This is a genomic window from Nodularia spumigena CCY9414 (assembly GCF_000340565.2).
Classification (GTDB): domain Bacteria; phylum Cyanobacteriota; class Cyanobacteriia; order Cyanobacteriales; family Nostocaceae; genus Nodularia; species Nodularia spumigena.
This window is the reverse complement of sequence record NZ_CP007203.1, coordinates 2,476,407-2,491,106: the sequence shown is the minus strand read 5'-3', so window position 1 is coordinate 2,491,106 and position 14,700 is coordinate 2,476,407. Positions and strand designations below refer to the sequence as shown.

At 42.9% G+C, this 14,700-nt stretch carries 12 protein-coding genes; 9 read left to right on the top strand and 3 right to left on the bottom strand.

The annotated features are described in order from the left end of the window. Window positions 1-58: 58 nt before the first annotated feature. Window positions 59-3,040 carry an L-glutamate gamma-semialdehyde dehydrogenase gene (gene pruA / locus NSP_RS11095; RefSeq protein WP_006198289.1) on the bottom strand — a complete coding sequence of 994 codons (2,982 nt, stop codon included), beginning with the start codon at window positions 3,038-3,040 and terminating at the stop codon, window positions 59-61. A 205-nt stretch (window positions 3,041-3,245) separates the two neighbouring features. Here pruA and NSP_RS11090 point away from each other — a divergent pair, with 205 nt between their 5' ends. The 9 genes from NSP_RS11090 (at window position 3,246) to NSP_RS11050 (ending at window position 12,768) form a co-directional block, all read left to right on the top strand. Beyond that, window positions 3,246-4,274: a molybdopterin-dependent oxidoreductase gene (locus NSP_RS11090; RefSeq protein ID WP_006198290.1), complete on the top strand. Its 1,029-nt coding sequence runs from the start codon at window positions 3,246-3,248 to the stop codon at window positions 4,272-4,274. Next, window positions 4,271-5,755 carry an adenylate/guanylate cyclase domain-containing protein gene (locus tag NSP_RS11085; RefSeq protein ID WP_006198291.1) on the top strand — a complete coding sequence of 495 codons (1,485 nt, stop codon included), beginning with the start codon at window positions 4,271-4,273 and terminating at the stop codon, window positions 5,753-5,755. Before NSP_RS11090 ends, NSP_RS11085 begins: the two co-directional genes overlap by 4 nt. Then, window positions 5,742-6,722: an SDR family NAD(P)-dependent oxidoreductase gene (locus tag NSP_RS11080; RefSeq protein ID WP_006198292.1), complete on the top strand. Its 981-nt coding sequence runs from the start codon at window positions 5,742-5,744 to the stop codon at window positions 6,720-6,722. Before NSP_RS11085 ends, NSP_RS11080 begins: the two co-directional genes overlap by 14 nt. 82 nt (window positions 6,723-6,804) lie before the next feature. Then, window positions 6,805-7,629, top strand: a complete 825-nt coding sequence (locus tag NSP_RS11075) for an SDR family NAD(P)-dependent oxidoreductase (RefSeq protein ID WP_006198293.1) — start codon at window positions 6,805-6,807, stop codon at window positions 7,627-7,629. A 19-nt stretch (window positions 7,630-7,648) separates the two neighbouring features. Then, entirely contained in the window at window positions 7,649-9,079 is a 1,431-nt protein-coding gene (locus NSP_RS11070; RefSeq protein WP_006198294.1) for a flavin-containing monooxygenase, read from the top strand. Window positions 9,080-9,309: 230 nt separating this feature from the next. Next, entirely contained in the window at window positions 9,310-9,951 is a 642-nt protein-coding gene (locus tag NSP_RS11065) for a beta-carboxysome protein CcmP (protein WP_006198295.1), read from the top strand. Between the two features lie 10 nt (window positions 9,952-9,961). Then, entirely contained in the window at window positions 9,962-10,768 is an 807-nt protein-coding gene (locus NSP_RS11060; protein WP_006198296.1) for a pentapeptide repeat-containing protein, read from the top strand. A 30-nt stretch (window positions 10,769-10,798) separates the two neighbouring features. Then, complete coding sequence (locus tag NSP_RS11055; RefSeq protein ID WP_006198297.1) at window positions 10,799-11,668, top strand: DNA adenine methylase; 870 nt, start codon at window positions 10,799-10,801, stop codon at window positions 11,666-11,668. Further along, window positions 11,635-12,768: a restriction endonuclease, SacI family gene (locus NSP_RS11050; protein WP_006198298.1), complete on the top strand. Its 1,134-nt coding sequence runs from the start codon at window positions 11,635-11,637 to the stop codon at window positions 12,766-12,768. The genes NSP_RS11055 and NSP_RS11050 overlap by 34 nt, the downstream gene beginning before the upstream one ends. Window positions 12,769-13,004: 236 nt before the next feature. Here the strand turns inward: NSP_RS11050 and NSP_RS11045 are convergent, their stop codons facing one another. Further along, window positions 13,005-13,772, bottom strand: a complete 768-nt coding sequence (locus tag NSP_RS11045; protein ID WP_006198299.1) for a phycobilisome rod-core linker polypeptide — start codon at window positions 13,770-13,772, stop codon at window positions 13,005-13,007. Between the two features lie 139 nt (window positions 13,773-13,911). Further along, on the bottom strand, window positions 13,912-14,655 hold the full coding sequence (locus tag NSP_RS11040) for a phycobilisome rod-core linker polypeptide (protein ID WP_006198300.1): 744 nt from the start codon (window positions 14,653-14,655) through the stop codon (window positions 13,912-13,914). Window positions 14,656-14,700 lie beyond the last annotated feature (45 nt).

Genomic DNA, 14,700 nt, shown 5'->3' with positions numbered 1-14,700 from the left:
CTTTCTTCACTTCGTGTTCTTCGTGTCCTTTGCGGTTCGTTTAAAAAAAGAATTATATTTACTCCGCGCCTTCAATGGGTGCAAAACCCTGACGCTGAATATTTTCCGTAACCGTCCGGGGTTCTAAGAATTGCAGCAGATAATCAGGACCTCCAGCTTTAGAACCCACACCAGAAAGCTTAAAACCACCAAAAGGTTGCCTAGCCACAATCGCACCTGTAATATTGCGGTTAATATACACATTCCCGACTTCAAAATCCGTCTGTGCTTGCTGAATGTGGGAAGGCGTTCTAGAATAAAGCCCCCCAGTTAAAGCATAATTAGTCCCATTCGCCACGGCTAAAGCTTCAGCAAAATCTTTGACTTTCGTTACAGCTAGCACTGGACCAAATATTTCTTCCTGGGCAATGGTGGCATCGGGTGCGACTTCACTAAATATTACTGGACCGATATAATACCCCTGTGCAGGTGCTGTTAATTCTAGGGCTACTTGCGCCTCAGCTTTACCTTTCTCAATATATTCTAGGATGCGATCGCGCGCTTTAGCATCGATGACTGGACCAACTTGGGTACTCGGTAACTCAGCTTCCCCAATATTTAAAGATTTTGTCGCCTCTACTAACCGCCGCACAAAAGCATCATATACCGGTTGCAGTACAATTACCCGCGAACAGGCAGAACATTTTTGTCCACTGTAACCAAAGGCTGACTGTACTACCCCCACAACAGCTTGATCTAAATCAGCACTTTCATCCACAATAATCGCATTTTTCCCGCCCATTTCCGCAATTACCCGCTTCAGATGCTTTTGTCCCGGTTTGAGCGTTGCGGCTTCGGCGTAAATACGACAACCCACTTCTTGAGAACCAGTAAAAGCAATAATGTGAGTATCTGCATGATTTACCAAGTAAGCACCAACTTGGGAACCCTTACCTGGGACGTATTGAAATACACCTTTAGGTATCCCCGCCTCAATCAAGATTTCTGTGAGTTTTGCAGTAATTACCGAAGATGTTTCCGCAGGTTTGAGCAAAGTACAATTACCTGCAACCAAAGCTGCAACAGTCATTCCACAGGCGATCGCTAACGGAAAATTCCAAGGAGAAATCACCACAGCAATTCCCCTACCTTGGTAAATATAACGATTAGTTTCCCCGGCTACGTCATAGATTACACCTGCATCCAGACGTTCCATTTCATCAGCATAATACAGACAAAAATCTATCGCCTCAGAAACCTCAGCATCTGCTTCCTTAACAGGTTTCCCCACCTCCAAAACAATCCAAGCCGAAAGTTCAGCCCGACGTGCTTCCATCAAATCAGCCGCCTTCCTGAGAACCCCAGCGCGTTGCTGTACAGGCGTTTTCTTCCAAGCAGGAAAAGCCGCCTTAGCCGCCCGCATCGCCTCTTCCGCCTGTTCCACACTCAGCAAACCAACCTTACCCACCACCTCACTAAAATTAGAAGGATTCAGAGAATCAACAAACTCCGCCGTATTCAAATACTCCCCATTCACCAAAGGTAAATAAGTCCTACCCAATTGTTGACGCACCGCAGCAAAAGCCTCAGTAGACATCCTGGCTGCTGACTCTTCAGCATAATCTGTATCTGCCACACCGACAAACTCCCCTTCCTCTCTGCGCCTCTGCGCCTCTGCGTGAGACAAATCGATATTTGGAGGCGCTAACAACTCCTCAATTGGTCTATTCTCCAGATTTTGCCGTAAAAACGAACTATTAGCCGTATTTTCCAACAACCGCCGAATTAGATAAGCCATCCCCGGTAACAACTCACCATAAGGACAGTAAACTCGGACTCGATAACCCTTGTCTACCAAAGCTTTCGCTAATTTATCCCCCATCCCATACAACACTTGCATTTCAAAGTGACGACGAGGGACATTTAAACTTTGAGCGATCGCAATTGCACGAGCTTGCGATCGCACATTATGACTACCAATAGCAGCATACACATATTGGTGATTTTCTAACAATAGCTGAGTAATGGTTTCAAAATTGGCATCTGTAGCCGCTTTCTCGTTATAAACTGGCTGTTTCCAGTGCTTTTGTTCTGCTTTAATGGTTTCCTGATCCCAATATGCGCCTTTCACCAAACGGATAGTTAAAGGATAACCGCGCCGTTTTAACCAAGAAATCAGGTTTTTAGCATCCTCTTCGCTATCACGCAGATATGCTTGGATGGTGACACCAATATCTGTACGTTGTCGAAACTCATCTTCTAACAGTAGCTTTTGCAGAATATTCAAAGTTATATCTTTGTAAGCGTACTGTTCCATATCAAAATGCACAGCTGCGCCTAATTCTTTCGCCAGACGTAAAAGAGTGCGGATGCGATCGCTAACTTTCTCCTCACTACCTTTAGCATCTAAAGGGTCAAATTGGGAATAAAACGCCGTTAACTTGACAGATACCTGTACTTGTGGTAATTGTTCACCATCAGCTTGATCAATAGCTGGAATTACAGACCAATTTTTTGATGCTTCCACCAATTGCTGCATTAATTCCAGATAGCGTTCTAGATAAGACTGGGCTTCAGTTTCGGTAATTACCGCTTCACCAAGTAAGTCAATGGTGAAAGCCATTTTATCTTTCCGCAGTCGTTCAACTGTTTTAATGACTTGTTTAATATTTTCCCCAGAAATATATTTATGCGCTAAAGTTTCCACGGCTGTAGAAACAGTTGTCGCCGCCACCTGTCCCGGCATAGAATCAGGGTGAGCAAAGTTGAGCATTGCCTTCAAAGCTGAGGGTAACTCTACAGACTCTTCTCCTAAATATTCTTGTAAATGTGCGGCAATTTCTGGTTTATGTTGTAAAGCGGGTAATGTGTCGATAAACCTAAATAATTGTACCCGTAAACCAGGATTACTCATAGCCCAAGCGAGTAATTTATCATCCCAGCGCATCTGGTCGCGTAGGGAACCTAAAAACGAGCGATTTTCTTGGGTAGCGCCCAGAAGCTGTTTCGCAATTTCTTGAGTTTTCGCTTCGTAGGTGCTGGTTTTTACTTGTAATACCATAAAATTTGTGCGTAGTTAGTTGTAATTACTCATTAGTCATTGGGAAGTTACCGTCTTCTCCCCCCTGCTCCCTGCTCCCTGCCCCCCTGCCTCTTCTCCCCACTCCCCTTTTGAAATGTAGAATCATGGTGTAAACTTTAATACGGTGATATTTTTAACGTAGTTAGCGCCATTTTGTAAACTGTCTCAAGTAATAGTTTTGAAGATGGTTGTATTGAATGTCTGGAAAAACTTGGCTGTAGTATCTTTGGGGATAGCTGTGGTCTGTTTGGGAGGTTGTACAGAAACGCCGACAAATGAACAATTAGCAGTATGGCGTAAAGAAGCAAGCGATCGCAATGCTGAAATTGTGGCAGAAAAAACTAAAAATAACCAGTCGCGTGAATGGAATTTAGTTATACAAGGTCAGACAGCAACAGGAAACACGGAAACATTAAATTGGTCACAGTTGCAGAATTTAGCTACAGACAATGTGAATACTATTGATCCTAATCACATTATTAATCCTGACAAAGTATTTAAATTTACTGGCATATCTGTAAGTTCACTATTAAAAAAGTTTGGTAGTCAAAGCGAAATCACGGAAATAACTTTCGTGTGTTATGATGCCTATCAAGTGACTATCAAGATAAAAGATTTACTCAATTACCCAATTATTTTAGCAGTTGCTAAGGATGGTCAACCAATTCCCCGTGAGCAAGGTGGACCGATTTATTTAATTTTTCCCTATACTGAGTATCCAGACATTAGAAAAAAGTATGATCCGGGGATTTGGGCATTTTATGTAACTCACATCATATTGGGTACAGAACCAGCTAAGGTCAGTATAGGAGATCGTGAACTCAATGTAGCCGATTTAGATCAATTACCCCAAGTTAGCTTGATACAAAATGTTGGTTATCGGGTGTGGTGGCCGAGTGGCGAAGTGCAATTATCCGGTGTGAGACTACGAGATGTTCTCAAGTTAGCTGATGTAGATTTAAACACTACGAGTTCTGTAGTCGTGCGTGGTAAACCCCCAGTTTACCGCCGAAATTCTCAGCCAATAGAATTAGTCACTGAGGATATACTCAAATGTGATATTCTTTTAGCTACTAGATGGGGTAATGACAAACAAAGAATTCCCGCGAGAATGGGAGGTCCAGTCGCTTTGGCTTTTAGTGATAATTGTCCCAGTAGAGCTAAGAATCAGCGATGGGTGACTTTCGTAGAAGAGTTAATTCCACAACTATGAAAAAATTAGCTTTTCGTTCTATTCGCACTCAGATCATGACTTCAACTACCTTGCTGATTCTTGGTTTGATTACTGCTATAGTGACGGTTTGGGCAACAAGTCAAAGCAATCTCTACCGTCAAGAAAAGTTAAATGATGCTAAAATTACTTCTAAAGTCCTGAGTTCTACATATTCTAATGAATTATCGGAAGAAAATTGGAGTCAAATTCGCATAAATTTACATCTTTTACTGCAAGAAAATCAAGATGTTGTTTATGTTTTTGTCTCGGATACCCGTCAAGGTGAACAAATCGTTGCAGGTTCTCCTCAAGAATTTCTAGAGCAATATATTCCTGATATAGTACCTTTAAGTGTCACCAATTATTCACTAGATTCCTCTTATAACATGGAGACTCGTGTATCAGAAACATTTCTGCTCAGAGATATTTACTTTGGAGAAAAGCTAAAAGCTAAACGTGGTGAACGAGTGATTGAAGTGGCTTCAGATGTTTTGCTATCAAATCAAGAAAAAATTGGGACTTTACGAATAGGTATATCCTTAAAAAGAATAGATATTGCTATTACCAATGCAGTCAAGCAAGCTTGGATAGTAGGTTTTTTAGGACTGAACATTGGTTGGGTGTGTGCATATATTTTAGCCCATCGATTGAGTGATCCCGTGCGGCGTTTACAGATGAGCGTTGCTCAAATTTCCAATGGAGATTTACAACATCGCGCTGATATTTATTATCGTGCAGATGAAATTGGTGCATTAGCCAATTCAGTAAATGAAATGTCCTCTGCATTGCAGATATCATTTAGTAAATTGCAAAAAACATTAGAATTATTTGAGAAATTCGTACCAGATAAATTTTTTTCAGTCATTGCTCCCCAAGGAATAGAAAACATTGAAGTAGGTATGGCTGCGACGCGGAAAATGACAATTTTATTCTGTGATATTCGCAATTATACTTCCATGTCAGAAGCTATGACACCGATGGAAATTTTTTTATTTTTAAATGACTATTTAGCTTGTATGGGAAAAGCCATAGATGAATCTGGTGGCTTTATTGATAAATATATAGGTGATGCTATTATGGCGCTGTTTGATGATCAAGCTACTGATGGCGCACTCAAAGCCGCACTTTTAATGCAAAACTATCTGGATAAGTTTAATTATGAGCGATCGCAACACGGATTACCAAAAATTGCCGTAGGTATTGGTATTCACCGTGGTGAAGTGGTCATGGGTACGGTAGGATTTACTTGTCGCATTGATTATACAGTCGTCGGTGACTCGGTAAATATAGCCTCACGGGTTGAGAATATAACTAAATACTATGAATGTGGAATTTTGGTAACTGATTCAGTAGTTTCAAGTTTATCTCATCCCGAATTATTCTCACTGAGATTGGTAGACAAATCGGTGAAATTAAGAGGTAAAGATGAAGCGATCGCAATTTATGAACTTCAGGATAAAATTTTAGATGCAAAACCTTGAAGGAAAAGTAACTTTAGTTACAGGTGCTACACGAGGAATTGGCAAAGGAATCGCTATTGGACTGGGTGAAGCTGGTGCAACTGTGTATATTACCGGAAGAACTCTAGATAATTCTGATACTAATAGTGAAATCTCTGGAAATCTCAAAGATACCCAAACCGCAGTAGAACAAGCCGGTGGTATATGTATTCCCATCCAAGTAGATCATAGCAACGATGAACAAGTGCGATCGCTCTTTGAACGTATCCAAGATGAGCAGAATGGACAACTAGATTTATTAGTTAATAACGTTTTCTCAGGAGTCCAAGCAATCAGTAATAGTCAAGGGCAGACTTTTTGGGAATGTGAACCCAGCCTTTGGGATGCTAGTAACAACGTCGGTTTGCGTAGTCATTATGTTGCCAGTATTTATGCTGCCAGAATCATGGTCAAACGTCAACAGGGATTAATTTGTACCATTTCCTCATGGGGTGGGATGTCGCAAATTTTTAGTGCAGCCTACGGTGCTGGTAAAGCCGCCTGTGACCGATTAGCGGCTGATATGTCAGTAGAACTCAAACCGCATAACGTGGCTTCTGTGTCCCTGTGGCCGGGAATCGTGGGTACTGAGCAAATTTCCAGTTTAGCAGATAAAATTGTAGCAGAAAATACTTCTGACCCAAAAAACTCAATATTTGCAGACCGCTATAACTGGGAAACTCCCTTATTTACAGGGAGAGTAATTGCAGCCCTCACCGGTGATACCAACGTCATGCGCCGCACCGGAAAAGTGCAGATTGTCGCCGAATTAGCCCAACAATATGGAATTGTAGATCAAGAAGGTAATATCCCGGCATCGCTCCGTTCCCTAAAATTTCTCATCCCAGCAGCCTTACCCGCACTGAGAACATACTCATCCCTGATACCAGATATCAAAGTACCGTGGTTACTGCTACTGCTAACAACACTCAAATCACCCCAGATTTAACAAAAATAATATTGTTCCCAAAAATTGATTTTTTATACAAAAAACTTGTATAAATATTGATACATTTTGGCACAGAAATATTATGACCAAGCTAGATCAAGCCGTTGTGTTAATCACTGGTGCATCTGGTGGATTTGGAAAAGAACTAACCCGACAGTTATTACAAGCCGGTAGCCGACTGATCTTAACTGATTTGGATGAAACCGTACTGCGTGAACAAGTTCAAGCAATTCAACACCAAGTCACAACTGGGGATGTACTGGCTTGCCTAGCGGTTGATCTTTCCACCAGAGAAGGCTGTGAAATCCTTTATCATCAGGTAAAAGCGCTGAATATCCCTGTAGATATATTGATTAACAATGCCGGGATTGCCCTTTTTGGTAACATAGAAAAAATCCCGAACGATAAATGGGAACGTCTCATGCAGATCAACCTGCTAACACCCATGCGCTTAAGTAGTTTATTTGTGACTGATATGATTGCCCGTCAACAGGGTCACATTGTCAATATTTCATCCATAGCCGGTTGGTGGTCAATGCCAGGATTAACTCATTACGCAGCCAGTAAATTTGCTTTGCGTGGGTTCAGTGAAGGATTGTTCCATGAAGTTAAAGACTACAATATCAAGGTCACGGTTGTATATCCCTTCTTGAGCCGTACCCCAATTATCGACTGTGAAAAGTTTGGCAGTTTAAACAGAAATAATCAAGAATCTCTCAACAATATAGCAACAGACCCAGCTAAAGTAATGCGCGTTACCATTAAAGGAATTATTCATAACAAACTCCATATCTTTCCCGATGCTACATCTCAAAAAGCCCATATTCTCAAACGATATTTTCCTCAAATAATGAGCTTGATTAGTGACATATTGGTGAAGAGATCGAAAGTTGGTCAAGGTAAGTAACTCCAGTAAAATTCAGAATATGGTTGATACATCTGATAAACATCTGATTATCGGGGCGGGTTTTGTCGGGTTGGGTATGGCTCAAGCCCTGAAATCTGCTGATATCCCCTATGATCAGGTTGATGCCAGTGATAATATTGGTGGAAATTGGTATCACGGCGTTTACGAAACTGCACACATTATTTCGTCACGCAAAATTACCCAATTTACTCATTTCCCTATGCCCGATGATTATCCTGATTTTCCCAGCGCTCAAAATATGCTGGATTATTTAAACTCCTTTGCTGACCATTTTGATTTGCGTGGGCAAATTGAACTAAATCGGACAATTAGTTATGTGCGACCAGTGGAAAATAATCTTTGGGAAGTTTCCTTTGCTGATGGGGAACAGCGAATTTATCAAGGAGTGGTGATGTGCAATGGTCATCACTGGCGCAAACGTTTTCCCCAGTTCCAGGGAAAATTTAACGGCGAGATTATCCATTCTAAAGATTACAAGCATCCAGACCAGCTGCGTGGAAAACGAGTTCTGGTAATTGGTGGTGGAAATTCAGCTTGTGATTTAGCCGCAGAAGCAGGCCGTGTTAGTGCCAAGTCTGTTCTGAGTATGCGCGAATCAGTCTGGTTTATTCCCAAAACATTTGCGGGAGTCCCAATTGCTGATTTTCCTGGAGGGCGAATGCCAAAATGGTTGTCGCGCTTATCATCTTCTAAGACTTATGGCAACCGTAAATATACTGGAATATCTCTTCCTAGTTTGCCGAAATTGCGCGCCCCACAATGGTTGACGCGCCTCACAGTTCATACAATCATCCGTCTGAGTTTCGGTAGTCACGAAGATTATGGTTTACCCAAACCTCAGCATCGGATTTTCGAGAAACACCCCACCATTAACAGCGAAGTCCCCTATTACCTCAAGCATGGAAAAATCACCCCCAAGCCGGCTGTACGTCGCCTTGATGGCTGGGAAGTTGAATTTGTCGATGGTAGTCGAGAGACATTTGACCTGATTGTTTGTGGAACCGGTTACTATGTAGCCTATCCATTTTTACCTCCAGAACTAGAACGTGTGAAAGGGTCGGTAGTCCAATGTTATGCAGACTCATTTCTGGACGATTACAAAGGACTATACTATATCGGTTGGTCACAGATCAGAGGTGGGGTTGGCTCGGTAATTTCCGCTTACGGCACAATTTTCTCACGATATCTCAAACTCCAGGATGAAATTAATGTCCCTCTTGGTTTAGTGTTCAAAGAAATGGGACACAAGCTAAGAAAAACTCATCTTGTTGATCCACAGGAATTCTTTAACCAATCAAACATGACTGATGCTGCATTTAATCGCTTAGTAAAAAAAGCACATCAAATTGATGCTCAACATCCTAACTTTAGCAACCAACCACTTCCTACCCGGCAAAGTAGCGAACCAGTTCAGCCCTTAGTCCGTTAAAAGTAGCACCGATTTAGTAGCAGTTTCAGGCAAAAATCTGAGTTCAATCACCGCCCTCATTGACTCGCTCATGAAGAACTGAGTATTATAACCCAAAATTTTGCAACTTTGTGCGGTTTCACTTCAGTCATGGGTAATAACACAGTAGTACCAAACCTTATGGTAGTTTTAAGGTTACACTCATACATTGCGATCGACTACTTTTATCCTCATGACTGGAGAGTATAACCTTGGGAATAGAATTACGCAGTTTTGTATTTCTCGACAACCTGCAACCTCAACACGCAGCTTATATGGGAACAGTATCCCAAGGTTTCCTACCATTACCCGGAGATACATCACTGTGGATTGAAATCTCTCCGGGTATTGAAATTAATCGAATTACAGATATAGCACTCAAATCAGCCTCTGTGCGCCCAGGAGTCCAGATAGTAGAACGACTATACGGATTATTAGAAATTCATTCTAGCTCTCAAGGAGAAACCCGCGCTGCTGGTCAAGCGATTTTAGCCGCACTAGGAGTCGAAAAAGAAGACGGACTAAAACCCCGTGTAGTTTCTAACCAGATTATCCGCAACATCGATGCTTACCAAACCCAACTCATTAATCGCACACGCAGAGGACAGCTAATTCTAGCCGGAGAAACCCTATATGTATTAGAAGTTCAGCCGGCTGCTTATGCTGCATTGGCTGCAAACGAAGCGGAGAAAGCAGCAGCGATTAATATCCTGGAAGTGCAAGCTGTAGGAAGTTTTGGACGGCTTTACTTAGGTGGAGCCGAGCAAGATATTCTCGCAGGTGCAGAGGGAGCATTAACAGCCATTGAAAATGTAGCAGGTCGCGTCAATCCCCAGGGTGGGGGAAACGAATAAAGGAGAGAAAATGGCAAATCGAGAGCATCTAGCTTTACTCAAAGCAGGTGCAGTCCAATGGATAGAGTGGAGACAGCAAAATCCCCAAATGAAACTAGATATCAGTGCGGCGAACCTCAAAGGAGAAAACCTCAGAGGCGCAAACCTCCAAGGAGTCAACTTAAACAAAGTCGATTTAAGTCATGCTTTACTCGTGCGCGCCAACCTTAGTAACGCCGACCTAAGTGGCGCAAACCTGCACCAAGCCAAGTTAATTGAAGCTAACTTGAGCGAAGCTAATTTGAGTGTAGCTAATTTGAGTGGTGCGACACTTACCCAAGCAAATTTGAGTTACGCCCATCTCATTGGCGCTGACTTGAGTACAGCCAATCTTCAAGGCGCGATTATTGCTGAAGCGAACCTGATTGGAACTGACTTGAGAGACGCGAACTTGAGAGAGACTGATTTAAGTACAGCGAAATTAATCAGGGCTAACCTTGGTTTTGCCAATTTGATTGAAGCCAACTTAATTAATGCTGACTTAAGTGAAGCCAATTTGTACGAAGCGCAATTAAACGGAGCTTATCTTTATAAAGCTAACTTTTACAAAGCTAATTTACACCAAGCTCACCTTAGTGGTGCATATTTATTCCGAGCTAATTTCAGTGAAGCTAACTTGAGTTGTGCTAACTTAACTTGGAGTAACCTCACAGGAGCAAACTTGGCTGGGGCTAATCTCCAAGGAGCTAATTTGAGGGGTGCTAAACTCCAAGGTGCTAACCTCAACGGTGCTAATCTTCAGGACACAATCATGCCTGATTTATCTAGATGTGATTAGGATTAAGATGCACATTTGAGGTTAGTTTTCATGGCAAAAAAAATTGCATTTGGTTGGTATGGCGGTAAGTACAGTCATTTAGACTGGCTTTTACCCTTGTTACCAACAATAACTCACTATTGCGAACCATTTGGCGGTTCAGCAGCTGTGTTGTTGAACCGGGAGCCTGCACCTGTGGAAACCTACAATGATATTGATGGGCAGGTTGTTAACTTCTTTCGGGTGCTACGTGACCAAAGAGATGAACTCATCCAGGCGATTGGGTTAACGCCGTTTTCGCGGGAAGAATTTCGGATTGCCATTGCCAAAGATGAAACAGGTTTATCAGACTTGGAAAAAGCCAGACGATTTTTTGTCCGGGCGCGACAAGTGAGAACAGGCTTGGCGCAAACTGCCAGTATTGGACGATGGGCGCACTGCAAACTTACTAGCCGCGCTGGAATGGCTGGTGCAGTTTCCCGGTGGCTAGGCAGTGTTGAGCATCTGCCAGAAATTGTGCAACGGTTGCTGCGTGTGCAAATTGAGAACGACACAGCAATTGATATTATTCAACGGTACGATAGTTCAGAAACTTTATTTTACTGTGACCCCCCTTACCCGCACGATTCCCGTGGGGATAGCAAAGCTTATGCTTATGAAATGACCGACGACGAACATCGGCAACTAGCGGGTGTTTTGCGTTCAGTCAAAGGTAAGGTTGCCCTTTCAGGCTATGATTGTACATTGATGCAGGAACTTTATGGTGACTGGAACTGTATCAAAGCGCCCCAGAAGCAATGCCATTCCATCAAGGAATTACGGCAAGAAGTACTTTGGGTGAATTATGACTTGACAACCTCCATACTTACTATCGAAGAAAACGCTCCATGTCCACAACCCCAGCAGCTATCCTTGATGTAGCCTTGCAAACAGGCGAAGCATCGATAGTGCAACCGCTTATTAGTGACCCCAGCATCGCCGAAAAAATTGATTATGTGTCGCGTTATGTGGGTAATCGTGCTGTGGTTCGTTTGTTGCTTGCCTGCTCTTTGGCGGCAATTCACCGTCTGGATGTCGATATCCGTAAGCCTTATACTGAAATAGGTACACCAGATGCTTACTCTGGGCGTTACTACGATGAAAGTTATATTACAGCCTTCATTAACAAACACGAGTTGCCTTGCAATCCTACCACGGCATTCCTCACCCCTGCCCTGCGGAACCGCAACGTCACCTTAACTCCAGCCGTAAATCTGGTGGGAAGACCGCCTAAACTCTATGAATCTGCACTGCAATTACTTGATGATGTTTATCAAGGTAGGATAACTGCTGAGGAAATGCTGGCGGAAACTATTCGCTGTCTGATTATTGTTCGGAATGAGAAACGACAGCGCATGGAAACACTGCTGGCTGACCTGAAGAAATCGGAAGACGCAATGCCTCTGTCAGCAGAGGAAATAGTCAACCTCCTAACACAGCATTTGGCTTGCCGTGGTTCCAGTCGCCTTCCTGTACTAATTGTTGCTGCTGCTTATCAAGTCGCAGAACAATACATTGGGGAGCGTTTTTTACCTCTAGAATCCCATAATGCGGCAGATGAGCAGACTGGGGCTTTGGGAGATGTGGAAATTACCTTAGTTAATGATGAGCAGGTTATTACCAGCTATGAAATGAAGACCCGGCGTGTCACCTTACCCGATATTGACCGTGCCTTGCAAAAAATTAACAGCACTGGCAAGCGGGTTGACAACTATATTTTTATCACGACGGATGTGATTGAAGAAGTTATTCGGGAATATGCCTCAAGTATGTACGAAAGTACAGGCGGTATAGAAATTGTAGTTTTGGATTGCATCAGCTTTGTGCGTCACTTCCTGCATTTTTTCCATCGGTTGAGGTCACATTTCTTGGAAGCTTATCAACAGCTAGTGCTGGCGGAACCAGACAGTGCTATTAGTCAACCGCTAAAAGAAGCTTTTTTAGCTTTGAGACAAGCCGCTGAAAGTGCAAGGGAGTTTTGACTTAGTTGAACATTCTCTAATCTTTTTTACCCCAAACTTTTCGGCTGCGTCCAAGGCTATCTCTACACTGTTTGAGTTGTTCAATAATTTCCAGTGTTTAGCGGATAGCACTAAAAGCTACTGGGTCTAGTTTCCAGTTAACGCAACGCACAGTAACAGAAAAACTGCAAACCCGTCGTCACATCAACGCAAAAACTAGACCCAGTATAAAATTTGAGACAGTCAGATTTTAAATCCTAGCGTCTGCTACCACCACGGTAAGGAACTGCACTCAGATAATCAATATCAAATGCAGAAAGCTTTTGCGCGTAGTTACCTTTACCACCAACCGATGCGGCCATGTCCGCATATTTGCGGGGGTCGCCTTCGGGGAGGCGTTTTTCTTGGAACTTGCGGGTGTAGAACTTCTCCAAAGTGAAGCGCCAATCGGTTTCGACTGTACCGACTTTTTCGCGGAAGTCTTGGCCGTAACGAGGTGTTACCAAGTTGTGGGGACGACCTTCCATGCGCTTGCGTTGGTAAGGTACGATGTTATCGCCAAAGTTTTGGGTGTACTCTTCGCTGTCTACTAAAGCATCAACGAAGCCGCCAAAACCTTTGGTACCAATAACGATTGACCAAGCAATTTGTTCGTCTTTGTTGTAAGACGCACGGCCTAATACCCGCTTGAGGGTGATGTCTACTAAACGGTAGTTGTTGTTGGATGAGACAACTAAACGATAGTAGGTTTCAGACTTGGCTAAACCTCTGATGAAGTCCCGCACAGATAGGGAACCAGTTTTTAGTTGAGATTCCAGAGTCTTCTGGCGGTTGAACTTGAGGATTTCATGTTCACTGAAAATTTGGCGATAGGATGCCCAAATGATGTTCTGGATATCAGTGTAAGAACTGACATCTTCAATGCGGTAGATATATGGTGTATCTTCATTCAGGTCAGCTACACCAAAGCTGGCGACTCGGTGATTTTGACTGCTGGGTTTGTATTTAAGTAATGGCAGAGACATACTGCGGTCTTCCTTTTATTAACAATGTGAACAAAAAGCTGCTCGGAAAAATCAAGGAGGTTTGAATCTTCAAATCCTCACTGATAATTTACTTATTCTCCCCCATTATGTTGATAGGTAGAGCTAATTCCGAAGTAATTTAGCGCACGGGGAAATTGGCGCTGGAATTGATGGAAACGGGAATACCTTGGGGGTTGATATCCCTGGTCATGTCGGGAATTTCAACGCTGGCTAGGTTAACTGGGGTAAATTTCAGCATCTTGATTTCGATGGAGTTGGCTAATTCCATGAAGTTCTTGATGTCACCTGCTTTATAACGCGCATCTTCTAACTTGTCGCGCCAGTAGTTACCGTAGCGAGGTGTAACTAAATTAAAGGGTCTATCTTTGTAGCGTCGCCGTTGGTAGGGAACGATGTTGTCGCCAAAGTTGCTTTGATACTCTTGGGAGTTGATTAAAGCGTCAACAAAACCATTCCAGCCGAGGGTGGCTATTTTGATTGACCAAGCAATTTCTTCGTCTTTGTTGTAGGACGCACGACCTAAAATCCGTTTGAGGGCAATGTCTACTAACCGATAGTTAGAGTTGGTTTGCACTACTAAATTCCGGAAGGTTTCGGACTTGGCTAAACCCCGGATAAAGTCGCGCACGGTAATGGCTCGATTCTTGATCTGAGATTCTAAGTTGGTCTGGCGATAGAATTTGAGGATTTCATGTTCGCTAAAGATTTGCCGATAGGCTGCCCAAATTAATTCTTGGACTTCACTATCAAAGGCGCAGTCTTCGATGCGGTAAATTCTGGGGGTGTCTTCGTTAGGGACTTCGTAACCAGCTACGCGCTGATTTTGGGAACTGGGTTTGTATTCGAGTAAAGGAATTGTCATTTCAGTTATCAGTTATCAGTTATCAGTTGTTTGAGTTTGATGACT